Genomic DNA, 25121 nt, shown 5'->3' on the forward strand with positions numbered 1-25121 from the left:
CGGGCCCGATCACCAGGACACCCATCATGCAGACTCGCCCGCTCGGCCGTTCCGGTTTGTCGATTCCGCCCATCGCCTTCGGCGGCAATGTGTTCGGCTGGACCGCCGACGCCGCCACCACGTTCTCGCTGCTCGACGCCATGGTCGACGCCGGCCTGAACTTCATCGATACCGCCGACGTGTACTCGCGCTGGGTCGAAGGTCATTCGGGCGGCGAGTCCGAAACCCTGATCGGCCAGTGGCTCAAAAAAACCGGCAAGCGCGACCGCGTGCTGATCGCGACCAAGGTCGGCATGGACATGGGAGACGGCAGAGTCGGACTCAAGCCGGCCTACATCCGCCAGGCGGTCGAGGATTCGCTCGCGCGCCTGCAGACCGACCACATCGATCTGTACCAGGCTCACAAAGACGATCCCGACACACCGCTCGCCGACACGCTCGAAGCCTTCGCCGAGCTGATCGCCGCCGGCAAGGTGCGCGCGATCGGCGCGTCCAACTACTCCACCGCCCGGCTCAACGAAGCGCTCATCACCAGCGAACGCCTGGGCCTGCCGCGCTACGAAAGCACCCAGCCCGAATACAACCTGTACACCCGCGAGCCGTACGAGAATGGCTTGCAGGAGCTGGTCCTGAGCCAGGAGCTCGGCACGATCAACTACTTCGCGCTGGCGAGCGGCTTTCTGTCGGGCAAGTACCGCAGTGCGGCCGATGCCGGGCTCAGCGTGCGCGGTCAGAAGATCGTCGAAAAATACCTCGACGCGCGGGGACTGCGCATTCTCAAGGCGCTCGACGAGGTCGCGGAGAACAGCGGCGCGCGCCCCGCGCAGGTGGCGCTGGCCTGGCAACTGGCCCAGCCCGGCATCACCGCGCCGATCGCCAGCGCCACCTCGATCGCGCAGCTCGACGAGCTCGTCGGCGCCGCCCATCTCAAGCTGTCGCGCGACGACCTCGTGCGCCTGAGCGCGGCCAGCGCCTGGTGCTGACGCCCCGCTAGGCGGCCACTGCCACCTCGTAGCGCACGGCGTGCGCCTCGGTCGGCAAGGGCAGCTCCCAGCGGTGCAGCATGCCGAGCAGCGCCTTATTGCTGAGCGTGGTGTCGCGCCGGTTATTACGCCGCAGCAACTCCGCGCGCGGCTGCTCGAGATACACGATCTCGACCTCGGCGCCGTAGGCGTAGCAGAGGTCGAGCGCGCGCGAACGCATCTGCTCGCTCAAGTGCGTGGCGTTCCACACGAAAGCCTGGTGCTCGCGCAACAGGGCACGCGCCCGGTCCAGCGCGTAGTGCGCGGCGCGGCCGTCGTTCTGGCCGTGCCGCAAACCCAGTGCTTCGCGCGCGTCGTCATACGACACCACCGGCAGCCCCGCGCGCTGCTCGCGCACCCAGCTATCCTTGCCCGCGGCGGGCAGCCCGCACATCAGCGTGACACGCGCGCCCGGCTCCTGAAACAGCGGGTAGTCGGGATGCACGTCCGCGCCGCGAAAATAGCTCACGCGCGTGTGCGCATCGGCGAAAGCACGCGGCTTGCCGTAGCAGCCCTCCTCGCGCGCCAGCTCGCGGAACAGCTCGATGCTGTCGAGCACCCGCGCCTGGTCCGCGCAGATCCGCCCGCGCATGTCGGCCTCGGCCAGCGCCGCCAGCAGACGGATATCCAGCTGCCACGACAGCGCCCGCACCGTATGCACCGGCGGCACGGGCCGGCGCGTGTCTTCCAGGCAATAAAAAGGCACCTGATGCACGGCGATCAGACGGCAGACCGCCTCGCGCTGGTCGAACGGCATGCCGGCCTCCCAGAGCAACACACGCGCGTCGATCGCGCCTTTGCGCGAATGGCCGGGCTGCCCGATCCGGCCCGTCACCGGGTCGATCACCGTCGTGCGGTACTTCGCCACGTCGTGTAGCAGCGCCGCGAAAAACAGCACGGCCCGCTCGTGCGGCGTGGCGAGCGCATAGTCCTGCGACGCGATCAACGCCTCGACGACCATGCAGGTGTGGGTCCAGACGTCGCCCTCGCCGTGATAGGCCGGCTCCTGCGGCGTGGTGCGCGCCTGCTCCAGGACCGGAAAGGCGGCCAGGCATTGCGCCGCGTCGAAGGCCTGACAGGCTTCGGGCACCAGGCGGCTCAGTTGATTCCAATTCATGTCGATACTCCTTGTTCTGTTCGCGTCAGCTCAGCGCGCGCGGCGGCGCTTGCCCGTCGGGACCGCGGCGTTCAGTTCGTCCAGGCCCTGCAGCGTGCGCAGGCCCAGCGATTCCCAGGTGAGCGCGAGCCGCGGCGCATACAGATCCACGCCTTCGGCCAGGCCGTTGGGCAGGATCGGGCGGCGCTGGTGATGCGAACCGCTGTCGAGAATGGTCTGCACGAAGTCCGGCCGCACGAATTTGTAGCGGGCCAGCACGCGTTGATCGTCCTCGACCTTGATGTACAGCCCTTCGGCCTGATCCGAGGGGTCGGTCTGCTGCCGGCACAGGTCCAGCGGCAGGCCTTCACGCGCGACCGTGTCCGCGAACCGCTCGCGCCACGTCGTGCTCTTGGCCAGCGAGGGCCGCACCAGTTGCCACAGCAGCGCGGGCCGCGCCGGCATGGGCCCCGCATACAACACGGGCACCGGCAGCACCGGCGCGCCAGCCAGCAAGGCATGGCGGCGCGGCGTGGACAGAAAGCAGTCCGCGCGGCGGTCGTAGATGTCGAACTCGTGGAAGTGGTGCGGCAGGCGGTCGTAAAAGACCGAATGCTTGCTGAACGTCCATTCGCCATACATCACGTAGCGGTCTTCGAGCAGCGCGAGCAGCCGCGCCTCGTGCGCCACCGCCCACTGCTTGAACAAATTGAACTGGCGTTCGCGCGCGCCGCCGGCCAGGTAATGACCGCGCGACTGCAGCCGCAATTCGCCCGCCGCGCTGAACGACACGCCGGTGTTCGCGCCATCGAGTTTTTCTTCGATGACGACGCGACGGCCGGCCAGCGCCTGCAGCGCGACCTGATCGCTGGCGTCATCGCCCACCTGCAGCCGCGACCCTTCGAGGTGCGGCGTGCGGGGGTACTTCAAGAGAGATTGAGAGGAAATAAGCATGTTCGTCGCCCGCCGCGTTATTGGCGCGAGCGGACCAGGGACCAGACAATGGAACCGACGAACAGGCGAATCCGGGCGCATGCGTGGCGATGCACGCAAGGGCGGGAGCAAGAGCGGATCGGGCGCGAGAAGACGCGGTCCTGCCAGGCGTCACGGGAGACGTCGGGGACCTGCGTTGCGATGCGAGGAGGCGGGAGCTTCGTGCCGCGGCAGCCTCATGGCAGGCTGACGGGGAACGGAACCAGTACCGCAGCCAACACGGGCGCAGACTGCGCCGGATCGAGGCTGCTTGCGGCAGTCGTCGGCGATTAGCGGATGACGAACAGACGGGGCACTTGAGGCTCCAGAATGAAGAGGTGTTTGAAACAGAGCGCGATTCTAACGCGCCCCGGGCGCGGCTTTCAAGTATCGATGCGCGCGCAACCATTTCGTGCCGGGCAGCCGGCGCGGAAGCAGCGACGAGAAAACGCGGCGGAACGGCGGCGCGGAACCGCGGCCGAAAAACCCCGGTCGAGAAACGCGGCCGAGAAACGAAAGAGGACGCCGTGGCGCCCTCCTCCTGCCAGCTGCGGCGTACTTACTTCACGACACCGCAGACGATGCGCGCACCGCCACCGCCGAGCTTCTCGGGATGATCGCTGTGGTTATCGCCACCGGCGTGCACCATGAGCGAATGGCCCTTGAAATCGGCGGCCTTCAGGCGCGGCGCCAGCACGGGATACGTAGCCTTGCCGTCGGCCGTCACGTAGAGCGCCGGCAGGTCGCCCTTGTGGCCGCTGTCGTCGTAGGGGCCCTTGTGCGCGTTGGTCTTGTCCGGATCCCAATGGCCGCCCGCACCGCCACCCGGCACCGGCTTGCCGTCGGCCGTGGTGGTGTCGCAGGAGGGCTTTTCGTGCAGATGGAAGCCGTGCACGCCGGGCGGAAGGCCTTTCAGATCGGGCGTGAGCACCGCACCGTATTTGCTGTCTTCGATCTTCACGGTGCCCGCGGCGCCTTCGACGCCCTTGGCGCTGACGAATGACAGGTCGACGGTCTGCGCTTGCGCCAGGCCGGCGGCGCCGGCCAGCACCGCGGTCAATATCACACGCTTCATGAGAGCTCCTTCGGATCGGTGGGGCGCGGACGCGCCCCCGGTCCCAACCAGTCTAGCGAAGGGCCGGAGGGCCAGCAACGCCGCACCGGCCCCGGTGTGTCACCGATTGCTTCAGATGGCGGGGCGATGCGGCGTTTGACATGCGGCCGCGAGGCGCGGCCGGCCGCACCTCGCCGGCCGCACCTGGCCGGCCGCACCTCGCCGACTCCGTCAGTCCAGCGTGACGCCGGAATCCTTCACCACCTTGGCCCAACGCGAGATCTCGCTGTTGACGAACTCGCCGAACTGCTTGCCCGTGAGCGTGGGGATCGTCGAGCCGTTGCCGGCCCAGGTTTCCTTGATCTTGGGCTGGTTCAGCGCCTTCGTCACGGCCTCCGTCATGCCGGCGACGGCGTCGGGCGGCGTGCCGGCCGGGGCCCACAACGCGTACCAGGTCGACACCTCGTAAGTGGGCAGGCCGGCCTCGGCGGCCGTCGGCACATTCGGGAACGACGGCGAACGCTCCTTGGCGGCCACGGCCAGCGGCTGAATCGTGCCCGAGCGGATATGCCCGGCCGACGAGCCCAGGCCGTCGAACGCCATGTCGACCTGCCCGCCGATCAGGGCCGACAACATGGGGCCGGCGCCCTGATACGGCACGTCGACGAGTTTGATTCCGGTCTGCATGGCGAACAGCTCACCCGCCAGATGGTGCGTGCTGCCCTTGCCGGCCGTGCCGAAATTGATTTCGCCCGGATGCTTCTTGGCGTAGGCGATCAGCTCGGCCACGTTCTTCACGGGCAGCTTGCTGCTGTTGATCACGACCACCTGCGGCGGTTGCGCCAGCAGCGCGACCGGCACGAAATCCTTTTGGATGTCGTAGCTCAGGCTCTTGTACAGCGAGGGGGCGAGCGCGTGGTGCGCGCCGCCCATGAAGAAGGTGTAGCCGTCGGGCTTGGCCTTGGCGGCCACGCCCGCGCCGACGGTACCGCCCGCCCCGCCCTTGTTGTCGATCACGACGGGCTGGCCGATCTGGGTGCCCAGCTGCTGGGCCAGGGGCCGCGCAAAGGTATCGGTGCCACCTCCGGCCGGGAACGGCACGATGATCGTCACCGGGCGGTCCGGCCATGCGGCCACCGCGGGCAAACCGGCCGTGCAGGCCACCAGGGCCGCGATCGCGGTCAATGCTTGTCTCATGAAGCTCCTCCTTGGTCATGCGCAGGATGGACGTGCCGCCGAGTACCCGGTCGTGCGACGTCCTTGTGTTATGTGTCGTGGCGCCCGCTCGCTGTCGGAGGGTGCGCCCGCCTGTGCTTCTGCTGCATACACTACAAGTACTGCCGGGATGTTTGAGTCGAACCTCCTTGCCCATCAATGGCGCGCCCGCGAAACGCTGCCGGCGCCGTCGTCAAAGAAAAATGGCCGGGACACTCGCCCCGGCCATGCGATCACGCCGCGCGATAGGTGTCGCGCAATACGTTCTTCTGCACCTTGCCCATGGTGTTGCGCGGCAGCTCGGCCGCCACATGGATCTGCTTGGGCACCTTGAAGTTGGCGATGCGCTGCTTCAGCTCGGCCTGCATGGCCTGCGCGTCGAGCTTAACGCCGGCCTTCGGAATGACCACCGCGACCACCGCCTCGCCGAAGTCCGGATGCGGCACGCCGATCACGGCCGACTCCGCCACGCCATCCATCTCGTCGATCAGCGTCTCGATCTCCTTGGGGTAGACGTTGAAGCCGCCGGAAATGATCAGGTCCTTGCTGCGGCCCACGATCGACAGGTAATCGTCGGGGACCGCGCGGCCGGCGGCCTCGCCGCCCCAACGCCCGACGTCACCGGTCTTGAACCAGCCATCGGCCGTGAACTCTTCCGCCGTCTTTTCGGGCATGCGCCAGTAACCCGAAAACACGTTCGGGCCCCGCACCTGCACATTGCCGATTTCGTTGGCCGGCAGGGCTTTGCCCGCATCGTCGACCACGCGCACCTGCACCTCGGGCAACGCCTTGCCGACCGTGCCGCCCAGCCGGGCGCCTTCGCCGGCTTCGTAGGGGTTGGAGGTCAGCATGACGGTCTCGCTCATGCCATAACGCTCGAGGATGGTGTGCCCGGTACGCTCGTGGAACTCGTTGAACGTTTCGGTGAGCAGCGGCGCCGAGCCCGAAATGAAGAGCCGCATGTTGGCGACCACGGCCTTGTCGAAACGCTTCTCGGCCAGCAGGCGCACGTAGTACGTCGGCACGCCCATCATGACCGTGCTGCGCGGCAGGTAGTGCAGCGCCTGTTCGATATCGAGCTTGGGCAGCCAGATCATGCGGGCGCCGGCGAGCAGCGCGCCGTGCGAGGCCACGAACAGGCCGTGCACGTGGAAGATCGGCAGCATGTGCAGCAGCACGTCGTCGGCGCGCCAGCCCCAGTAGCGATGCAGCGTGCGCGCGTTGGCCGCGAGGTTGCCATGCGACAGCATCGCGCCCTTGCTGCGGCCGGTGGTGCCCGAGGTGTACAGGATGGCCGCGAGGTCATCGTCCTTGCGCACCGCGGTACGGAACGTCTGCGGCAATCCGGCGGCGGCCGTCAGCAGCGTGCCGGTGCGGTCTTCGTCCAGCGTGTACACATGGCGCGTGCCGGCCGCCTTCGCGACCTTCTCAATCCAGCCGAGGTTCTTGCTCGAGCACACCACCACGTCGGGTTCGGCGTTGCCCAGGAAATACTCGATTTCGGATTCGCGATAGGCGGTGTTCAACGGCAGGTACACATAGCCCGCGCGCAGCGTGGCGAGGTACAGCAGCAGTGCTTCGGGCGACTTCTCGACCTGCACCGCCACCCGGGCGCCCTTCGGCAGCTTGAGCGAGGCCAGCAGATTGGCCATGCAGGCCGTGGCGCGCTCGATATCGTCGTAGCTGTATTCCAGGTCGGGCGTTTCGATGGCGATTTTCGTGCGATCGGCGGGGAAGCCGCCGGCAAGGACCGCGTACAGATTGGCGTTGCTCACCGTTTCAGTCTCCGGTAAAGGTCGGTGTCGTGCCGGCCAGAAACGCACGCACACCTTCGTGGTGGTCCCGGCTCTCGGCATATTGGAAGAATTCGTTGTACTCGGCGTCGCTCAGCGGGGTGGCATCGGTCAGCCGCCGAGCATAGCGCTTGTTGAGTCGCGCCGCAGCCGGCGCGCCGGCCACGATCCGCGCCACGGCCGCCTGGGTCTGGGCATCGAGGTCGGCCGGGTCGACCACCCGTGTGAGCAGGCCCATGCGCAGCGCCTCGGCCGCATCGAACACGCGCCCCTCGAGCAGCAGCGCGACCGTGGCCGCACGACCGATCAGGTCGATCATGCCGCGCATCTCGTCGGGCGCCAGCGGAAAGCCGAGCCGGTTGATCGGCACGCCGAAGCGCGAATCGGCCGCCGCGATGCGCAGATCGCACTGGCTCGCGAGTTCGAGGCCACCGCCCACGCATACGCCGGCGATGCTGGCGATCACGGGATGCGGGCACGCCGCGACGGCATGCAGCGCGGGCGCCAGCACCTGGCGGTGGTAGTGCACCACGCTGGCGAAGTCGGCGCGCGCGGCCGGAAATTCCCGGATATCGGCGCCGGCCGCGAAGTTGCCGCCGTCGCCCCGCAGCACGATGCAGCGCACGCTGTCATCCTGGTTCAGCGCCGCGAAGCGCTCGGCGAGCTGATGCCACATCGCGATGCTGATCGCGTTGAGCCGGCCCGGCAGGGACAGCGTGACCCACGCGACCGCGCCCTGCCGTTCCAGCTTCACTTCGCCCGGCTGCGCCGGGTCATTGACTTGTGTCACGCGTCTCCTCCTGCCGCCGTCGCCGGCCGCGCTAGCCCACGCGGGCGATCGAACGGCTGATCACGGGCTTGCCATCCTGCAGGCGCGCGAGGTTGTCGTCCAGGTCGGCCAGCACGTAGGCGTAGTTGACCATCATGCCGCAGGACTGGCTCAGCCCCTTGGCGGACAGGTCGGCGGCCCAGTTCAGGCGCTCGATGCGGGCGCCGTTGCCTAAATGGAAGCGGGCCACCGGGTCGAGTGGCATGTCGTTTTTCATCTCTTGCAGATAGTGCGCGGCCAGCTTGAAACCGGCGCGCTGCACCACCTCGGAGGGCTTGCCCTGAGCGGCCCGGCGCAGCCGTTCCACCCAGCGCGCGCCATCCGGCGCACCGGCGCGCACCTTCTTGGTGTCGCGCACGATCGCTTCGACCTCGGCGGCCGGCAGCTTGGCCAGCCAGTCGGCGAAGCCGGGGATCGGCGAGAGCGTGGCATACGACTTCAGCTGCGGCAGCTCGTCGACGAGCGACTCGATCACGCGCTTGAGCAGGAAGTTGCCGAAGCTGATGCCGCGCAGGCCCGCCTGGGTGTTCGAGATCGAATAGAAGATCGCCCAGCGCGCCTTGGCCAGATCCTGGGCGGGCGCGGCCATGTCGAGCAGGACCTGCACGTTGTCGGCCATCTGCGGCGCGAACGCCACCTCCACGAAGATGAGAGGCACGTCCGGCATCTGCGGGTGGAAATAGGCATAGCAACGGCGGTCGGCCGCGACACGATGCTTGAGGTCGTCCCACGAGCGGATTTCGTGCACGGCCTCGTAAATGATGAGCTTCTCGAGCAGCGAGGCCGGCGAATCCCAGGTGAGCGGGCGCAGCGTGAGCAGGCCCACGTCGAACCAGGCCGACAGCAGCGCTTCGAGCTCCTTGTCGAGCGCCTGCAGGCCGGCCACCTGCTTGCGCCAGCGCAGCATGTCGGCCCGCAGCGACACCAGAAAGCGCAGGCCATCGGGCAAGGCATTGAAACGCTTGAACAGACGCACCGCGGACTCGGCGGGCTGCTTCTGCGCGCCGTGTCCCTGGACCAGCCCGCTCAGCAGCGCGCGTTGGCGCTTCGCGTCGCCCTCGTGATAGGCCGCGCACCAGGCACGCGCCAGCTTGTTGGCGCGCACGTCGGTCAGACGCGCGGTGAAGAGCGCCTCGATGTCGGCGGCGGGCGGCAGCGGGTTGCGTTCCCAGAGGCGGCCCAGCCGCGCCATCAGGCCGGCCTGTTCACCCGCCTCGGGGCGGTCGAGGTCCGCCTCAGGCGTTGGCGCGACGCGTGCGGGAACGAGCGAGTCGTGTACTGGCATGGGACGGGTCCTCCTGGATGATGTCGGTCGGCGTGCGCGAGCCGGCGCGCGCCAGAGTGCGTAGCGCGTCGAGCTGGCGCAACAGATGCTTGCGCGCCAACGCTTCGGCCCCCTCGGGGTCGCGCGCCTTGAGCGCGGCGTAGATGGCGAGATGCTCGGCGCAGGATTCCTGAATGCGGCCGGGCAGGGAAAGGCTTTTGTGGCGGAACAGGCTCAGGACCTTGCGCAGCCCGTCGACCATGTCGGAAAGCCAGCGGTTGTCGGCCAGGGCCTGTGTCGCCACGTGAATCTGGTAATTGGTTTCGTAGTAGGCGTCGATGCGGCCGGCGCTGGCATGGGCCTGCAAGGCCTCGTGCAAGGGCGCCAGCGCGGCAAGCTGCGCATCCGTCGCCCGCAGGGCCGCTTCGTGGGCGCACCGCCCTTCCAGCATGGCCATCAGCGGGAAAATCTGCTCGAGATCCTGCACCGAGACTTCGTTGACGAAGCAGCCGCGGCGCGGCTCCAGACGGACCAGGCCTTCGTTGGCCAGCACCTTGAGCGCTTCGCGCAACGGCGTACGCGAGATGCCCAGTTCGCCGGTGAGGCGGACCTCGTCGATCCACTGGCCACTCTCCAGCGACTGGGTCCGAATCATGTCGCGCAGGCGATCGGCCACCTCCAGGTACAGAGCCTGCCGAACGATCGGGGCGGGGGCGATATCCATGGCGCGTAATTCATAATTATGAATACAACCATCGTACGCCCCCCTCCCGCAGGCGGCTAGCCCTGGCGAGATCAGGACAAACCCTTAGAACAAAAAAAGGGCGTGGGCCTTCCGGCGCACGCCCTCCGCTGAATGTAAGACCCGCCTCAGAGATGCAGCACGCCGTCCGACGCGTGACGGACCAGGGCGCGGGCCCAGCGCCGTGCCGGCAGCCCATATTGCGACTCGACGACCTCGGCGCGCGCCAGCAGATCGGCCGGCGTGACGGCCAGCGGCGGCCCGGTGAAGGCAAGCACGATCCGGTTGCCCGCGTCGACCTCGGGCAGCGGCATGATGCGGCCGTCGAAGGCTTCCATCAGATTGTCGATGTTGCGGTCGAAGCTGTCGTGCTGGCCGAACAGATTCACGGTGAGCACGCCCACCTCGCCCAGCACGCGACGGCAGTCGCGGTAAAAGGCCACGCTGTCGCGCACGGGCCCCCGGGCGGCCGCATCGTAGAGATCGACCATCAGCACCGAGCAGCGCCCGGCATTGAGCGGATCCGCCACCCACAGGGCGGCGTCGTCATGGTGGACCGCCAGCCGCTTGGGCGTGGGCAGGCGGAAAAACATCTGGCAGACCGCCGTGACCTGCGGGTTCCATTCCACGACATCGAGTTCGCTGCGCGTGTGCTTGAGGCAGAAGCGGGTCAGCGACCCGGCGCCCAGACCGAGCAGCCCGATCGACTGCTCGCGGGGCGGTTCGAGGAACAGCAGCCAGCCCATCATCTGGGCGGTGTATTCGAGCACCAGTTCGTGGGGATCCTTGATGCGCATCGCGCCCTGGATCCATTCGGTGCCGAAATGCAGATAGCGCACGCCATCCGCTTCGGAAAGCGAAGGTTGATCGTGCTCGGAAGGTTTGTTGTGCTTGGCCATCGGGCGATTGTAGCGAGCGCCGGTGGCGCGGGTGGCGCACGCATCCGCTGCGCGACGCGCGTCTGCTGCGTAAGTCCGCTGAGCGCCCGCAATACGCGCACGGGAAAAGCGCTTGGTCCATAATGGCCGCTCCGTCCCGGCGACGTTTCGAGCGAAGGAGTACCGCGGTGTCCGACAATTTCTCGTCCTCGCAAACCATACGCAAAACTGTGCTGCGCACCCACGGCGGCGTGGTGGCCTCGCAGCACCGCAAGGCCGCCGAAGCGGGCGCGGCGGTGCTGGCCGCTGGTGGCGACGCGGTCGATGCCGCCGTGGCCACCTCGTTCGCGGCGGGGGTGGCCGAGCCCTGGATGAGCGGCCCGATGGGGGGCGGCGCCATGGTCATCTACCGCGCCGACGAAGACCGGGCGCGCGTCGTGCACTTCGGCATGCGCTCTCCGGCCGCGCTCGATCCCGCCGCGTACCCGCTGGCGGGCGGCGGCCAGGTGTCGGCCGACCTCTTCCCCTGGCCCGCCGTGGTCGACGACATGAACTGCCGCGGCGCCAAGGCCGTGGCCGTGCCCGGCGTGGTGGCGGGCATGAGCGAAGCCCACGCCGCCTATGGCCGGCTGTCGTGGGGCGAAGTGCTGCAGCCCGCCGTGACCCTGGCCGAAGCCGGGCTGGCGCTCGACTGGTACACGACCCTCATGATCACCGGCTCGGCGCGCTGGCTGTCGCGCGACCCCGATGCCGCGCGCATGTTTCTCGATGAGGGCCAATGGCCCAAGGCCGGCAACTGGGCCACGGCCGAAAACAACCGCATCGCCCTCACCCAGCAGGCGCTCACCCTCGCCCAGCTGGCCGAAGAAGGCGCAGGCGCGTTCTATGGCGGCGACATTGGCGCCACGCTGGTGAACGACGTCCAGCGCAAAGGCGGCTTCCTGGCCCTGCGCGACCTGCTCGACTACCGCGCCCAATGGCTCGAGCCGCAACGTGTCGCCTACCGCGGCGGCGTGATCCATGTCACGCCCGAAATGACGGCCGGCCCAAGCCTGGCGCGTTGCCTCGGCCGTCTCGAAACGCTGATCGAACCGCACGGCCATCCCGACGCCGACACCTACCTGGCCTACGCCAAGGTGCTGCGCGACGAATACGAATGGCGGCTCGGCAACATGGGCGACAACGAAGACCCGCGCGCGCCGGCCTGCACCACGCACTTCAGCGTCGTCGACCGCCACGGCAACATGTGCGCGGTCACGCAGACGCTGCTTTCGGCCTTCGGCTCGCACGTGGTGTCGCCCGGCACCGGCATGCTGCTGAACAACGGCATCATGTGGTTCGATCCCGAACCGGGCAAACCCAACTCCCTCGGGCCCGGCAAGCGCTGCCTGATGAACATCTGCCCGGTGGTGGGCCAGCACAACGGCCGCGCCTTCGCGCTCGGCGCCTCGGGCGGTCGCAAGATCCTGCCCGCGGTGATGCAGCTGGTGTCGTTCCTGGTCGACTACGGCCTGTCGCTCGAAGACGCGTTCCACCACGCCCGTATCGACGCCAGCACCGAGACCATCATGATCGATCCGGCGCTGCCGCCGGCGGTGCAGGCCGCCATCGCCGAACGCTTTCCGCACGCGCTCGCCAAGCGCACCTGCTATCCCTATGCGTTTGCCTGCCCCGCCGGCGTGCTGCGCGACGGCGAAGGCAACCAGGGCTGCACCGAGATCATGTCGCCCTGGGGCGACACGGCGTTCGAGGAACACGCCACCTGGCCTTCCGCCTGATTCGCGGAAGCCGTCCCGGCATGCGATTCCACGATCTGGTGTTCGATCCCAACTGGCTCGCCGCTCACGGCGATGACGGCAGCGTGATCCGTTTTTCGCGCAAGGAGCGCGCGCTGCTCGAGCAGCTCATCGGCCAGGCGCCGCGTCTGCTCAGCCGCGCCGCGCTGGCCGACGCGCTGGCGAGCGACGGCAACGAATCGGCGGATCGCAACGTCGACTTCGTCGTCAATCGCCTGCGCACCAAGCTGCGCGACTCGGCCCGCACGCCGCGCTTCATCGCCACCCAGTATGGCGAGGGCTACTACTGGATCGCCCGCCCGGCGCTCCCGGCCCAGGCCGCGGCGGCGCGCCCGCCGTTTCTGGTGGTGGGGCCCAACCACGGCGGCAACGCCGAGTTGGCCGCACAGCTGGCCCGGGCGCTGCAGCGCGCCAGCCATGCGGATACGCAGGTCCATTGCGCCCATCCCGATCTGCCGGGCCCGGCCCAGGAAGCCCTGCTCGAGACCGCCCGCTATACGCTGGAGACCAGCGTGCACACGGCGTTCGATCAGCCTCAGGCGCACCTCGCGCTGGTGCTGCGCCATGTCGCCACGCGCCAGATCGTGCGCACCTTCCGCGCCACACTGTCCGCGTCCGACACTCGCGACGCGCTCGCGGCCCTGGCGCAGCAGATCCTGCATGCCTTGTGGCAGCACGGCGCGCTGAACGCCACGCAGGCCACGCCGACCGACCGCCCGCTGGACCTGCGGCTGCACGAAAGCGCACTCATGCTGAGCGACTCGCCGCAGACGTGGAGCGCGAACGAAGCGCGTATCGCCCGCGAGCGTGCCGAGCATCCCGATGATCCGCGGCTTGCCGTGATGCAGGCGCTGGCACTGCTGAGCCGGATGGTGCTGGGCGGCGGCGCCGACGCGCCCGGCGACGCGTCATGGGAGGCAATGGAAGCCGAGATCGAGGCGCTGGTGCTGGGCGCACTGCCCCGCGTGCAGGACGATCCGCTGCTGGTCCTGAGCGTGGCGCGCGCACTCTACTTCGTCAATCGCGGCCACGATGCGCTGGCCGAGCGCCTGGCGCGCCAGACCTTCGAACGCAGCACGGCCTTCGCGGCCGCATTCGCCACCCTGGCCCCGATGCACATGCATGCCGGGCGCATCGACGAGGCCGAGAGCCTGTTCGACCAGGGGATCGCGCTGTCGGAGCCGGGGTCGGAATTTCGGGTCAGCCTGATGGTGCAGAAATGCATCGCGCTGCTGGCCTGCGATGCGCGCGACCGGCTCGACAGCGCCTGCGCGGCGCTGTATCAGGTCAAGCCGCTGACCCGGATGCAGCTGGGGCTCTTCGTGGCACCGGCCGCCCCCGCCGTGCTCGCTCCCGATCTGCAGGGGGTGATGGCCACGTTCGACACAGCGGGCGCCGCGCGGCTGCTGCAATACGCCTATACGGTGCACGCCCGCCACTTCCGCGATCCGGCGCACCGGCGCAATGTGCTCTACGGAGCCAACAGCCATTTCGAACGGCATTTCGGCAAGGCGGTGGCCAGCGCCGACGTGATCGCGGCGCTCGGCCGCTAGCGGCGGGCGATCCCGCGGCGGGCGGTCCCGCGGCGGGCGGTCCCGCGGCGGGCGGTCCCGCGGCGGGCGATCCCGGGGCGGACCGCCCGGCTTTCCGCCGGACCGTGGCCGCGGCGTTCAGACCCGCTCGAAGATCGCCGCGATGCCCTGCCCGCCGCCGATGCACATCGTGACGAGCGCGTAGCGGCCCTGCACGCGCTGCAGTTCGTAGAGCGCCTTGACCGTGATGATGGCGCCCGTCGCGCCGATCGGATGGCCCAGGCTGATGCCGCTGCCGTTCGGGTTGACCTTGGCCGGATCCAGCTTAAGCTCGCGCGACACCGCGCAGGCCTGGGCCGCGAACGCCTCGTTGGCCTCGATCACGTCCAGATCCTGCACCGTCAGGCCGGCGCGCTTGAGCACGGCCTGCGTCGCCGGCACCGGGCCGATGCCCATGATTTCGGGGTCCACACCCGCATGGGCGTAGGCCACCAGCCGCGCCAGCGGCCTGGCGCCGCGGCGCGCCGCTTCCTCGGCGTGCATCAGCACCACCGCGCCCGCGCCGTCGTTCAGTCCCGAGGCATTGCCGGCGGTGACCGTGCCGTTCTCTTTCTGGAACACGGTCTTGAGCGTGGCCAGGCCCTCGGCGGTGACATCGCCGCGCACGTGTTCGTCGCGGTCGAACACGACCTCGCCCTTGCGCGTCTTGATCTTGACCGGCACGATCTGCTCGCGGAAATGGCCCGCCTCGATGGCGGCATGCGCGCGGCGATGCGACTCGACGGCAAGCGCGTCCTGGTCGGCGCGGCTGATGCCGAAGCGCGCGGCCACATTCTCGGCGGTCACGCCCATGTGCATGCGGCCGAACGGATCGGAGAGCGCGCCCGTCATCATGTCGATCATGGTGCTGTCGCCCATGCGCGCCCCCCAGCGTTGTGCCGGCGCGATATACGGCGCGCGGCTCATGCTCTCGGCTCCTGCGGCGACCGCGATGCGCGCGTCGCCCAGCAGGATCGTCTGCGCGGCCGACACGATGGCCTGCAGGCCCGAACCGCACAGGCGATTCACGTTGAAGGCGGGCGTTTCCTTGGCGATGCCGGCGTTCATCGCCGCCACGCGCGACAGGTACATGTCGCGCGGCTCGGTATTGATCACATGCCCCACCGCCACGTGGCCGACCTCGTCGCCGCCGACCTGCGCGCGCTCGAGCACCTCGCGGATGACCAGGGCGCCCAGGTCGACAGGTGCCACGTCTTTCAGTGCGCCGCCAAAATCGCCGATCGCGGTGCGTGCGCCCGCCACTACGACTACGTCATTCATGGTCTTGCCTCCTTGGTCATCCGGGGTGGTTTGCTGCGTCGATCATACTCGCCGGGGCCCCGCGCCCGCGCGCCGGGCCGGCGCGGATGTGCACGCCACGGACGTCCCAGGACCGCGCGGATACCGGGTATGACCCAGGCTTGCGGCGGCGCGTTCTATCGTATTCTGTCCCTCGTGCCCCAGTCCGATTCTGGTGCCGCACGATCGCGTGCCCGACGCTCGCTCGACGCCCCCGGGTACGCCATGCCCCGGAAGATATAAGAGCGGAGGAGCAAGACATGAAATGCTATTGCGTGGTCGACTTCCACCAACCGTTGCAGCGGCTCGAGCAGGACACGCCGAAACCGGAAGGCGCACAGGTGCTGCTGCAGGTACGCGCCGCCGGCGTCTGCCACAGCGATGTGCATCTCTGGGAAGGCGGCTATGACCTGGGTCAGGGCAAGCGTCTGTCGATCCAGGAGCGCGGCGTCGTGCTTCCGCTCACGCTGGGCCACGAAACGGCCGGCACCGTCAGCGCCGTCGGCCCGGACGCCAGCCATATCCACATCGGGCGCAACTATCTGGTCTATCCCTGGATCGGCTGCGGCGCCTGCCCCGCCTGCCAGGGCGGCCAGGAAAACCACTGCTCCGCGCCGCGCTACCTGGGCGTCTACCGGCCGGGCGGCTATGCCGACTACCTGCTGGTGCCCGACGCGCGTTACCTGATCGACATCGGCACCCTCGATCCCGCCACCGCGGCACCCTACGCCTGCTCCGGCCTCACCACCTATTCCGCCCTGCGCAAGATCGGCGAAGACATCTACCGCAACCACCCCATCGTCATCTTCGGCGCGGGCGGCCTCGGCCTGATGGCCGTGGAGATCCTGCGGGCGCTCGGCGGTCAGGGCGCGATCGTGGTCGACATCGATCCCGCCAAGCGCGAGGCCGCGCTCGCGGCCGGTGCACTGGCCGCCATCGACGGCGCGGCGCCCGACGCGGCGGCCCGGCAGATCATCGCGGCGGCCGGCGGCAAGCCGCTGCAGGCCGCGCTGGACCTGGTCGGCGCCCCGGCGACCACCGGCACGGCCTTCGACACCTTGATCAAGGGCGGCAAGCTGGTCATCGTGGGTCTGTTCGGCGGCGGCGCGACCTGGCCGCTCGCGCTGATTCCGATGCGCGCCATTTCCATCATCGGCAGCTACGTCGGCAGCCTGCAGGAACTGCTCGAACTGATGGTGCTGGTCAGCGACGGACGCATCAAGCCGATTCCGGTGCACCGCCACCCCCTGGATCAGGCCGATCAGGTGCTCGCCGCGCTCGTGGCGGGACGGGTGGTGGGCCGCGCGGTGCTGACGGCCTGAGCACCCGGCCGACGCCCCTGCCCGGCCCCGCAGGCACGACCGGGCCGGGCCAGGCACGCGAGGTGCTGCCCTACGGTTCCTGACGCATTTCTGAACGGCGCGCTCCGGCCCGGAGCCGCGCCCGCGTCAGCCTGTTCACCCCCGCCCGTGCATGCGCACCGGGCGGCCGGCACCGGAGGCAGCGCATGTCCGATCAGAAATGGCACCATCCCACCGACCAACCCACGGGAGGCTGGGGTTCCGTAAAGTCGCTCGTCAAGCACGCGACCCGGCAACGCGCCGTGCACAGCGTGCCGGGCCTCGTCGCGGCCCACAATAAAACGGGCGGCTACATGTGCACCAGTTGCGCCTGGGCCAAGCCGGGCAAGCCGCACACGGCGGAATTCTGCGAAAACGGCGCCAAGGCCACCTTCTGGGACCTGACCACCCGCCGCGCGCCCCCGTCCTTCTTCGCCCGTCACACGGTCAGCGAGCTGCTGCGCTGGTCGGACCACGATCTTGAGCACGAAGGCCGCCTCACCCACCCGCTGCGCTACGACGCCACGCAGGACCGCTATGTCGAGGTCACCTGGGACGAGGCCTACGCCGACATCGGCGCCAAGCTCAAGGGCTACGATCCCGCGCGCGTGGTGTTTTACGCCTCGGGCCGGGCCTCGCTCGAGACCTCCTACATGTATCAACTGCTGGCGCGGATGTACGGCAACAACAACCTGCCCGACAGCTCGAACATGTGCCACGAGACCACCTCGGTGGCACTGGCGGAGAGCCTGGGCACGCCGGTGGGCACCGTGCTGCTGGAGGATTTCCACCACACGGACTGCATCCTGTCGTTCGGCCAGAATGTCGGCACCAACTCGCCGCGCCTGCTGCACGACTTGCAACAGGCGCGCGAGCGCGACGTGCCCATCATCGTGTTCAACCCCCTGCGCGAGCGCGGCTGGGAGGCCTTCGTCAATCCGCAGGACCCCGGCCAGATGCTGAGCAACAAGGCCACGCAGATCGCCACGCAGTATCACCAGGTGCGGGCGGGCGGCGACATCGCGGCGCTGATGGGCATGGCGAAGCTGCTGCTCGACTGGCACGAGGCGGCACGCGCGCGCGGCGAACCCGGCGTCATCGACGAGTCCTTCATCGCCGAACACACCACCGGCTTCGAAGCCTTTGCCGCCCATCTGCGTGGCACCTCCTGGGATGACATCGAACGCGAATCCGGCCTGCCGCGCGCCGCGCTCGAGCCGGCCGCGCGCACCTATGCCGGCGCACGCGCCGTGATCGCCATCTACGGCATGGGTCTCACCCAGCACCGCTACGGCGTCGAAAACGTGCAGATGCTCGTCAATCTTCTGCTGATGCGCGGCCACATCGGCCGCCGGGGCGCGGGCATCTGCCCGGTGCGGGGCCATTCGAATGTGCAGGGCCAGCGCACGGTCGGCATCGCGGAGCGCACGGCGCTGGTGCCGCTCGACCGTCTGGCGCGGCAATACCGCTTCGAACCGCCACGCGAGGACGGCCTGAACACGGTACAGGCATGCGAAGCCGTTGTAAGCGGCGAGCTGCAGGCGTTCATCGGCCTGGGCGGCAACTTCGTACGCGCCGTGCCCGAGCGCGAACTGATGGAACGCAAATGGCGCGACCTCGACCTGTCGGTGCAGATCGCGACCAAGCTCAACCGCACGCACCTGATCACGGCGCGCACGACGTATCTGCTACCGACGCTGGTGCGGTCCGAGATCGACATGCAGGCCAGCGGCCCGCAGATCGTCACGATGGAAGACTCGACGACGTGCATCCACGCCTCGCGCGGCCGGCATCCACCCGCGAGCGCGCATCTCATGTCCGAGACCCGCATCGTGGCGCGCCTGGCCAAGGCCTGCCTGCCCGATGCGGACAAGGCCCCGTGGGACATCTGGGCGGCGGATTACGGGCAGGTGCGCGAGGCCATCGAGGCCACGTTTCCGGAAGATTTCCGCGATTTCAATGCGCGGCTGGACCAGCCTGGCGGCTTTCCGCGGCCTGTCGCCGCCCGTGAGCGGCGCTGGCTGACCGACGCGGGCAAGGCCTGTTTCAAGGTGCCCGGGATGCTAAACGCCAGCTTCGACGATGGCGCGGATCCCGACGTGCTGCGACTCGTGACGCTGCGCTCGAACGATCAGTTCAACACCACCGTGTACGGCAACGACGATCGCCTGCGCGGCATACGCGGCACGCGCATGATCGTGATGATGAATCGCCAGGATCGCGAACGCCTCGGCATCGCGCGGCACGCCAAGGTGCGCCTGACGACCGCGGTCGATGACGGCGTCGCGCGCAGCATGGGCGGCTTCGACGTCATCGACTACGATCTGCCGCTCGGCACCTGCGCCGCCTACTACCCGGAGTGCAATGCCCTGATTCCGCTTTGGCAGTACGCCCGCGAGAGCATGACCCCGGCGGCGAAGTCGGTGCCGGTGAGGATCGCCGCCGATTAACGGCCGGCGGCCTTGGCGCTGACGCCGTTGGCCACGCCCATATTGATCTTCGGCACGTCGGTGAGCACCACCCGCACATCGGCGCCCGAGATGCCGATGCTGTCGCAGACGGCGCGATTGAGTGCGCCGATCAGGGCTTCTTTCAGCGCTTCGGTGCGGCCTTCGATGAGGGCCACTTCGACCAGCGCCATCGGCTTGCCGAGCTCGCCCGCCACGATCACGTGCGCGGGATCGACCTCTTCGAGCACCACTCGCACGCTGGACAGCGGCGCGGCGATGCTCTCGCACACGGCCTGCGTCGCGGCCTGGAGCAGCGCGGTTTTTTGTTGGGCCGAGTGGCCTTGCACGATCTGAACGTTGAGAATGGGCATGACGATGAGCGGATGAAGGTTGAACGAAACGTCGGGGCCCGGGAGGCGACCCTCGGGCGAGGCCCATCATATCCGCTTGCCCGCCGTGCTGCCCATCGGCGACCGGCAAGAAAAAGCCGGCGCGGGGCCGGCTTTCTCTTGAGGCGGACAATAACGCGCTGACGGTCAGGCGGCCTTGCCCTGCTCGGTCTGCGCCGCGGCGCCGGCAGAAACCGCTCCGGCAGGGGCCGCCCCGGCGTGGGCCTGCCCGTCCACCGCGTTGGCGGCCACCGCGTTGGCGGCCACCGCGCCGGCGGCCGTCGGCGGCTCGCCCGCGGCGGCGTTGGCTTCGCCCTCGACCAGCACGGGCGTGACCAGCTCGACCACCTTCTTGCGCGACAGCATGCCGATGAACTCGTCATCGTCGTTGTGCACCGCCACCGGCTGGTCGCTGTGCACGAGCTGCGCCAGCACCTCGCCCAGACCGGCCGATGCCGGCACGGACGCCAGATCGTCGATATAGCCCGACACGTCCCGCACGCCGGCCTCGATGGCTTCGCGCGCACGCGCCTCCGTCAGAATCCCGGCCAGGCGCTTGCCATCCAGCACCGGGGCGTACTCGTAGTTGAGCGCCTGCATCCGATCCAGCGAGTGAGCCGGCCGCGAACGCATCGTAAGCGTAAGGCGCGAAGGATTCACCGCGTGGGCCGCGTTGAGCACCTTGGTCCGGTTCACGTCCTGCAGGAACGACTGCACGTAGTCGTTGGCCGGATTGAGCAGAATGTCTTCGGGCGTGCCTTCCTGCACCAGCTCGCCGTCCTTCAGGATGGCGATGCGGTTGCCCAGGCGCAGCGCTTCGTCGAGATCGTGCGTGATGAACACGATGGTTTTGTTCAGCTTGGCCTGCAGCGCCAGCAGGTGATCCTGCATCTCGCGCCGGATCAGCGGATCGAGCGCCGAGAAGGCCTCGTCCATGAGCAGGATCTCGGCATCGGTGGCGAGCGCCCGGGCCAGGCCCACGCGCTGTTGCATGCCGCCCGAGAGCTGATGCGGGTACTGCATTTCGAAGCCCGCCAGCCCGACCTGCTCCAGCCAATGGCGGGCACGCTGCTCGCGCTCGGTCGTGTTCACGCCCTGCACGGTCAGGCCGTAGGCCGCGTTATCCAGCACCGTGCGGTGCGGAAACAGCCCGAAGCGCTGGAACACCATGCTCATCTTCTTCTGGCGGAAATTCTCGAGCTCGCGCTTGCTCAGGCTCACCACGTCCACGCCGTCGACCAGGATGTGGCCCGCGCTGGGCTCGATCAGCCGGTTGAAGTGGCGGATCAACGTGGACTTGCCCGAGCCCGACAGGCCCATGATCACGTAGATGCTGCCTTCTTCGATCGACAGGCTGATGTCACGCAGGCCCAGCGTGTGGCCGCTCTTGGCCAGCAGGTCTTCCTTGCTGATGCCGCTCTGCGCGGCTTCCAGCCACTTGCCCGGGTTCGGACCAAAAATCTTGTAGATGTTCTTGACTTCGATCTTGCTCATCGTTGGCCTCCGGTACGTACGCGTTGCCCATACGATTGGGTGATGCGGTCAAACAGAATGGCGAGGACGACGATGCCCAGGCCGGCCAGCAGGCCACGGCCCACTTCGAGACGGTTGATGCCGAGCAGCACTTCGTAGCCCAGCCCGCGTGCGCCGATCATCGAGGCGATCACCACCATCGACAGGGCCATCATGGTCGTCTGGTTGATGCCGGCCATGATATTCGGCATGGCCAGCGGCAGTTGCACGCCGAACAGCTGCTGGCGCGAATTGGCGCCGAAGGCGCGCGAGGCCTCGAGCACTTCGCGGTCGACCAGGCGGATGCCCAGGTCGGTCAGGCGAATGAGCGGCGGCACCGCGTAGATCACCGTGGCGATGATGGCGGGGATCTTGCCCAGCCCGAACAGCATCACGACCGGGATCAGATACACGAAGCTCGGCATCGTCTGCATCACGTCGAGGATCGGCGTCATGATGGCGCGCAGCCAGTTCACGCGGGCCATCAGAATGCCCACCGGAATGCCGATCAACACCGACAGGCCGGCGGCCATGATCATCAGGGCCAGCGTCTGCATGCCGGCGTCCCACAGACCCAGCAGACCGATCACGCACAGGAGCGCCCCCATGGCAATGCTCAGGCCGATACGTCGGCTGACCAGCCATGCGATCGCCACCGTGACCGCGACCACGGCCCACCACGGAGATTGACGCAGCAATTGCTCGAGCCACACCAGTGCCTTGAGCACCGGGCTCGCCATGGTTTCGAGCGTGTCGGCATAGTTCGCCACCAGATGGTCGACGAAATTATCAATAGCCCCGCGCACCGCGCGCGCGGGAATCAGTTCAGGAAACATCGGACGACTCCTTATCAGGAAGTGCCGGCAGGCGTGAGCGCGCCGACTCCGGACACGCACTCAGACAACACACACACACTTCAGCAATGCCCCGGGGATGCGGCCGGGGGCGGCCGCCCCGGTGTCCGCGCGGCGCGCATCGTTGGAACGGGATGCGGCGGGGACGGGGCAATGACAGCGCTGGCATGGCCAGCGCCGTGGTTCGGACATAAACGGCACGGCGTCCGCAAAAACGCCGTGCCGGGGGTGCGGGCCTTAGAGGGCGGCCTGCACGCGCTTGGCGACGTCGGCCGGGACCCACTTGGTCCAGACGTCGGCCTTGTTCTTCAGGAACCACTGCGCCACGTCGGCGGAGTCGTCACCCGACTCTTCCATGTGGGCCAGCGTTTCGTTCACCTGGTCCAGCGGCAGCGACACCTTGGACAGGAACTCGGTCAGCTGCGGCGCATCCTGAGAAAACTTGGTATTCACGGCCGTGAACACGGGGTTTTCGGGGTAGGCGCTGGGCTGCGGGTTCTCGCACTTGGTCGCCGTCAGGCACTTGTGCTTTTCTGCATCGTAGGGCGGCATGTCGAGCTTGACCAGATCGAGCGCGCCCACCAGCGGCGTGGGGTACCAGTAATAGAACACCACGTTTTGCTTGCGCTTGTAGGCCGACGTGAGCGCCGCCTTTTGCGCGGCGCCGGTGCCCGGCGAATACAGGGTGTAGCTGTCGTCCAGCTTCAGCGCATGGAACAGGTTGTTGCTCGTGACTTCGCAGCCCCAGCCTGCCGGGCAGCCATAGAAACGGCCCTTCGAGGGTTCTTCGGGATCCTTGAACTCGTCCTTGAACTTCGGCAGGTCCGCCGCGGACTTCAGCTCGGGCAGGCGCTCGGCCGTGTAGCGGGGGATGAACCAGGCTTCGCCGCCCATGAACACATCGCCCACGCGCTTGACCTTGCCGGTCTTCTCGGCGCGTTCCCAGGGATCGGCCACGCTATTGAGCCAGATTTCCGAGTTCACATCGAGGTCGCCGCGCTCGAGGGCGGCCAGGGCCGGCAGGGTTTCGGTCGGCAGGACTTCCGTCTTGCAGCCGTAGCCCTTTTCCATGATGAAGCGCTCGACGTCGGTGATGACGAGATTGGATTCCCAGTTCATGCCACCAAACTTGATGGGACGATCGAGTTCGCATTTGGCGTCGGCGGCCTGAGCGGCGCCGGCGAAAGCAAACATCATGGCCGTAGCGGCCAGGGTCTTGACGGGGGTGAAACGCATTGGCTTTTGCCTCCATAGGTTCAAGGACACAGGGCTGGCGTGCGCCGCCGGCCTATGCCGTGTAGCTAAGGGGGGTGTGCGGAAGACGGGCAGAGCCGCCAATACAGACCGACACTTACAGCAGGTACCGGTATCGTGGACACCGTTGACCTGATAGACAGCGCACAACAGGGCGGCGCGAGGCCGGCATGTTAAGCGCAGGAAATTGAAAGAAACTCAACGAAGAAGACTGCATGTTAGCCGATTTTGCTCAACAGCCCAACCCTGACACCCACACAACCCGTTACATGCGCCCATTTTTCGGACCGGGTTAACACCGATTCTTACTGAAGAATCGGGGCCATTTCCCTGCTATTGCGCTGCAACATGGCATGGATACATTCAGTTTCTTCAAGTTTCGATTTCAGCGAATTCCGGGTCGGTTTTGGCTGCCGAAACGACCCGAAACGGCAAGATCAGCGATACATGTAACCGCGCTGCCAGGGATAAGACAGGTCGAGCGGCATGTCCAGCTCGTCGCTGCGCCCGGTGGCCAGGGTGCTGGCCAGGACCTGATGCAGCGCCACCCAGCCCTGCTCGAACGCCATTGCGCAGCCCGCCAGATATAGCCGATACGCCCGCAGCACCCGCTCGCCCCGGCCGTCTCCCAGAATCGCCGCGGCCTGCGGCAGGCGCGCCTCGAGCGCGTCGCTCCAGGCCCACAGGGTGCGCGCGTAATGCGGGCGCAGGTTCTCCACATCCAGCGTTTCGAGCCGGCCTCCCGTCACGGCGGCGAGCACGTGCGAGATATGCGTGAGCTCGCCGCCCGGGAAGATATAGGTCTCGATGAACTGGCCCAGGCCGCGTCCGAGCTCAGCGTTGTGCACGCCGGCGGCCGTGATGCCGTGGTTCAGAATCAGTCCGCCCGGGCGCAGCAGGCCGCGCAGGGTGGCGAAATACGCGTCCAGGCGGGCCCGCCCCACGTGCTCGAACATCCCCACCGACGCGATCTTGTCGAACGGCGGATCGGCCTCGAGCTCGCGGTAGTCCTGCAACGCGATGCGCACCTGCCCGGTCAGCCCCTGCGCATCGATCTCGCGCTGCACGTGCGCCTGCTGGTTGCGCGACAGCGTGATGCCGGTGGCCTGCACGCCGTAATGCCGCGCGGCCCACAGCAGCAGACCGCCCCAGCCCGCCCCCACGTCGAGAAAGCGCTCGCCGCGCGCAAGCCGCAGCTTGCGGCAGATGAGGTCGAGCTTGGCCTCCTGGGCGCGTGCCAGCGTGCAGCCGGTTTCGTTGAAATACGCGCACGAATAGACCCGCCGCGGATCCAGCCACAGGGCGTAGAAATCGTCAGAGAGGTCATAGTGAAAGGCGATCTGGCGCGCGTCCCGGCCGGGCGCGTGGCGCAGCAGCGAACGCAGCCTGCGCAGCAGGTTCACCGGCCATCCGGGAGGCCGCGGATCCACGGGATCCTCGGGCAACAGCGCGGCCGCCACCGCCATCAGGTCGCGCATGCTGCCGTCGATGTCGATCCGGCCTTCGACGTAATCACGTGCCAGCCAGCCGATGTCGCCGCGCGCCAGCGGCGCCAGCGCGCGCCGCTCGCGCACCACGAAGCGCAGGCGCGCCGGCCCGCGTCCCGCGACCTGGCCGTCGGGCATCTGCAGTTGCACCGGCAGAGGCAGCGCCTCCAGTTTGCGTTCGACAAGCGACAGCAGCGGGTTCATGCGTGCCTCCGGTTCGGATGAGCCGGGCCGGCGACCCCGGCCCCGCGCTCGAATCTACCGCCCGGATGTTGCAATTCAAACGTAAGGTGGGCCGTGATAC

20 protein-coding genes are annotated in these 25121 nt (G+C 68.0%); 5 read left to right on the plus strand and 15 right to left on the minus strand.

What is annotated here, in order from left to right:
- The first annotated feature begins 26 nt into the window (after nt 1-26).
- Nucleotides 27-983 (plus strand): aldo/keto reductase, encoded by a 957-nt coding sequence (locus tag CAL25_RS13360; RefSeq protein ID WP_094800717.1) that lies wholly within the window; start codon nt 27-29, stop codon nt 981-983.
- Between the two features lie 7 nt (nt 984-990).
- Here the strand turns inward: CAL25_RS13360 and CAL25_RS13365 are convergent, their stop codons facing one another.
- The 9 genes from CAL25_RS13365 to CAL25_RS13405 all read right to left on the minus strand — a co-directional run bounded on the left by CAL25_RS13365 (nt 991) and on the right by CAL25_RS13405 (nt 10886).
- Entirely contained in the window at nt 991-2139 is a 1149-nt protein-coding gene (locus CAL25_RS13365) for an AAA family ATPase (protein ID WP_094800718.1), read from the minus strand.
- Between the two features lie 30 nt (nt 2140-2169).
- Nucleotides 2170-3072: an RNA ligase family protein gene (locus CAL25_RS13370; protein WP_094800719.1), complete on the minus strand. Its 903-nt coding sequence runs from the start codon at nt 3070-3072 to the stop codon at nt 2170-2172.
- A gap of 577 nt (nt 3073-3649) precedes the next feature.
- Nucleotides 3650-4165, minus strand: a complete 516-nt coding sequence (gene sodC, locus CAL25_RS13375; RefSeq protein WP_094800720.1) for a superoxide dismutase family protein — start codon at nt 4163-4165, stop codon at nt 3650-3652.
- Nucleotides 4166-4375: 210 nt separating this feature from the next.
- Nucleotides 4376-5341, minus strand: coding sequence for a Bug family tripartite tricarboxylate transporter substrate binding protein (locus CAL25_RS13380; RefSeq protein WP_094800721.1), 966 nt, complete (start codon nt 5339-5341; stop codon nt 4376-4378).
- A gap of 251 nt (nt 5342-5592) precedes the next feature.
- Nucleotides 5593-7134 carry a malonate--CoA ligase gene (locus CAL25_RS13385; RefSeq protein WP_094800722.1) on the minus strand — a complete coding sequence of 514 codons (1542 nt, stop codon included), beginning with the start codon at nt 7132-7134 and terminating at the stop codon, nt 5593-5595.
- Nucleotides 7135-7138: 4 nt separating this feature from the next.
- The gene (locus tag CAL25_RS13390) at nt 7139-7942 is read right to left on the minus strand and encodes an enoyl-CoA hydratase/isomerase family protein (protein ID WP_094800723.1); all 804 of its coding nucleotides are present in this window, start codon (nt 7940-7942) and stop codon (nt 7139-7141) included.
- 31 nt (nt 7943-7973) lie between these two features.
- Nucleotides 7974-9266, minus strand: a complete 1293-nt coding sequence (locus tag CAL25_RS13395) for a malonyl-CoA decarboxylase domain-containing protein (RefSeq protein WP_094800724.1) — start codon at nt 9264-9266, stop codon at nt 7974-7976.
- Nucleotides 9217-9969, minus strand: coding sequence for a GntR family transcriptional regulator (locus CAL25_RS13400; RefSeq protein WP_094800725.1), 753 nt, complete (start codon nt 9967-9969; stop codon nt 9217-9219). Before CAL25_RS13400 ends, CAL25_RS13395 begins: the two co-directional genes overlap by 50 nt.
- A 146-nt stretch (nt 9970-10115) precedes the next feature.
- Nucleotides 10116-10886 (minus strand): spermidine synthase, encoded by a 771-nt coding sequence (locus CAL25_RS13405; RefSeq protein WP_094800726.1) that lies wholly within the window; start codon nt 10884-10886, stop codon nt 10116-10118.
- Between the two features lie 167 nt (nt 10887-11053).
- On the opposite strand from CAL25_RS13405, the gene CAL25_RS13410 reads away from it, so the two are divergent.
- Together CAL25_RS13410 and CAL25_RS13415 are read left to right on the plus strand one after the other, a co-directional pair.
- Nucleotides 11054-12643, plus strand: a complete 1590-nt coding sequence (locus tag CAL25_RS13410; RefSeq protein WP_094800727.1) for a gamma-glutamyltransferase — start codon at nt 11054-11056, stop codon at nt 12641-12643.
- Nucleotides 12644-12663: 20 nt separating this feature from the next.
- Entirely contained in the window at nt 12664-14214 is a 1551-nt protein-coding gene (locus tag CAL25_RS13415) for a winged helix-turn-helix domain-containing protein (protein WP_094800728.1), read from the plus strand.
- Nucleotides 14215-14331: 117 nt separating this feature from the next.
- On the opposite strand, the gene bktB is transcribed toward CAL25_RS13415, so the two are convergent.
- Entirely contained in the window at nt 14332-15513 is a 1182-nt protein-coding gene (bktB, locus tag CAL25_RS13420) for a beta-ketothiolase BktB (RefSeq protein WP_094800729.1), read from the minus strand.
- A gap of 278 nt (nt 15514-15791) precedes the next feature.
- Between bktB and CAL25_RS13425 the strand changes: the two genes are divergently transcribed.
- Together CAL25_RS13425 and CAL25_RS13430 are read left to right on the plus strand one after the other, a co-directional pair.
- Entirely contained in the window at nt 15792-16853 is a 1062-nt protein-coding gene (locus tag CAL25_RS13425; protein ID WP_094800731.1) for an alcohol dehydrogenase, read from the plus strand.
- Nucleotides 16854-17038: 185 nt separating this feature from the next.
- Entirely contained in the window at nt 17039-19321 is a 2283-nt protein-coding gene (locus tag CAL25_RS13430) for an FdhF/YdeP family oxidoreductase (RefSeq protein WP_094800732.1), read from the plus strand.
- On the opposite strand, the gene CAL25_RS13435 is transcribed toward CAL25_RS13430, so the two are convergent.
- The 5 genes from CAL25_RS13435 to CAL25_RS13455 form a co-directional block, all read right to left on the minus strand.
- Entirely contained in the window at nt 19318-19692 is a 375-nt protein-coding gene (locus CAL25_RS13435) for a tautomerase family protein (protein ID WP_094800733.1), read from the minus strand. The genes CAL25_RS13430 and CAL25_RS13435 overlap by 4 nt on opposite strands.
- 165 nt (nt 19693-19857) lie before the next feature.
- Nucleotides 19858-21204: a quaternary amine ABC transporter ATP-binding protein gene (locus CAL25_RS13440; RefSeq protein ID WP_094800735.1), complete on the minus strand. Its 1347-nt coding sequence runs from the start codon at nt 21202-21204 to the stop codon at nt 19858-19860.
- Nucleotides 21201-22058, minus strand: a complete 858-nt coding sequence (locus CAL25_RS13445; RefSeq protein ID WP_094800737.1) for an ABC transporter permease — start codon at nt 22056-22058, stop codon at nt 21201-21203. Before CAL25_RS13445 ends, CAL25_RS13440 begins: the two co-directional genes overlap by 4 nt.
- Nucleotides 22059-22313: 255 nt before the next feature.
- Nucleotides 22314-23312: an ABC transporter substrate-binding protein gene (locus CAL25_RS13450; RefSeq protein ID WP_094800739.1), complete on the minus strand. Its 999-nt coding sequence runs from the start codon at nt 23310-23312 to the stop codon at nt 22314-22316.
- A 455-nt stretch (nt 23313-23767) separates the two neighbouring features.
- Nucleotides 23768-25021, minus strand: a complete 1254-nt coding sequence (locus CAL25_RS13455; protein WP_094800741.1) for a class I SAM-dependent methyltransferase — start codon at nt 25019-25021, stop codon at nt 23768-23770.
- Between the last annotated feature and the right edge of the window lie 100 nt (nt 25022-25121).

It is taken from the genome of Bordetella genomosp. 5 (genome assembly GCF_002261315.1).
In the GTDB taxonomy this organism is placed as follows: domain Bacteria; phylum Pseudomonadota; class Gammaproteobacteria; order Burkholderiales; family Burkholderiaceae_B; genus Bordetella.

What these genes read in the sequence shown, in the direction of transcription:
- CAL25_RS13360 (WP_094800717.1), top strand. Translation starts at nt 27, where the DNA reads ATGCAGACTCGCCCGCTCGGCCGTTCCGGTTTGTCGATTCCGCCCATC.
- CAL25_RS13365 (WP_094800718.1), bottom strand. Translation starts at nt 2,139, where the DNA reads ATGAATTGGAATCAACTGAGCCGCCTGGTGCCCGAAGCCTGTCAGGCC.
- CAL25_RS13370 (WP_094800719.1), bottom strand. Translation starts at nt 3,072, where the DNA reads ATGCTTATTTCCTCTCAATCTCTCTTGAAGTACCCCCGCACGCCGCAC.
- sodC (WP_094800720.1), bottom strand. Translation starts at nt 4,165, where the DNA reads ATGAAGCGTGTGATATTGACCGCGGTGCTGGCCGGCGCCGCCGGCCTG.
- CAL25_RS13380 (WP_094800721.1), bottom strand. Translation starts at nt 5,341, where the DNA reads ATGAGACAAGCATTGACCGCGATCGCGGCCCTGGTGGCCTGCACGGCC.
- CAL25_RS13395 (WP_094800724.1), bottom strand. Translation starts at nt 9,266, where the DNA reads ATGCCAGTACACGACTCGCTCGTTCCCGCACGCGTCGCGCCAACGCCT.
- CAL25_RS13400 (WP_094800725.1), bottom strand. Translation starts at nt 9,969, where the DNA reads ATGGATATCGCCCCCGCCCCGATCGTTCGGCAGGCTCTGTACCTGGAG.
- CAL25_RS13405 (WP_094800726.1), bottom strand. Translation starts at nt 10,886, where the DNA reads ATGGCCAAGCACAACAAACCTTCCGAGCACGATCAACCTTCGCTTTCC.
- CAL25_RS13415 (WP_094800728.1), top strand. Translation starts at nt 12,664, where the DNA reads ATGCGATTCCACGATCTGGTGTTCGATCCCAACTGGCTCGCCGCTCAC.
- bktB (WP_094800729.1), bottom strand. Translation starts at nt 15,513, where the DNA reads ATGAATGACGTAGTCGTAGTGGCGGGCGCACGCACCGCGATCGGCGAT.
- CAL25_RS13425 (WP_094800731.1), top strand. Translation starts at nt 15,792, where the DNA reads ATGAAATGCTATTGCGTGGTCGACTTCCACCAACCGTTGCAGCGGCTC.
- CAL25_RS13430 (WP_094800732.1), top strand. Translation starts at nt 17,039, where the DNA reads ATGTCCGATCAGAAATGGCACCATCCCACCGACCAACCCACGGGAGGC.
- CAL25_RS13435 (WP_094800733.1), bottom strand. Translation starts at nt 19,692, where the DNA reads ATGCCCATTCTCAACGTTCAGATCGTGCAAGGCCACTCGGCCCAACAA.
- CAL25_RS13440 (WP_094800735.1), bottom strand. Translation starts at nt 21,204, where the DNA reads ATGAGCAAGATCGAAGTCAAGAACATCTACAAGATTTTTGGTCCGAAC.
- CAL25_RS13445 (WP_094800737.1), bottom strand. Translation starts at nt 22,058, where the DNA reads ATGTTTCCTGAACTGATTCCCGCGCGCGCGGTGCGCGGGGCTATTGAT.
- CAL25_RS13450 (WP_094800739.1), bottom strand. Translation starts at nt 23,312, where the DNA reads ATGCGTTTCACCCCCGTCAAGACCCTGGCCGCTACGGCCATGATGTTT.
- CAL25_RS13455 (WP_094800741.1), bottom strand. Translation starts at nt 25,021, where the DNA reads ATGAACCCGCTGCTGTCGCTTGTCGAACGCAAACTGGAGGCGCTGCCT.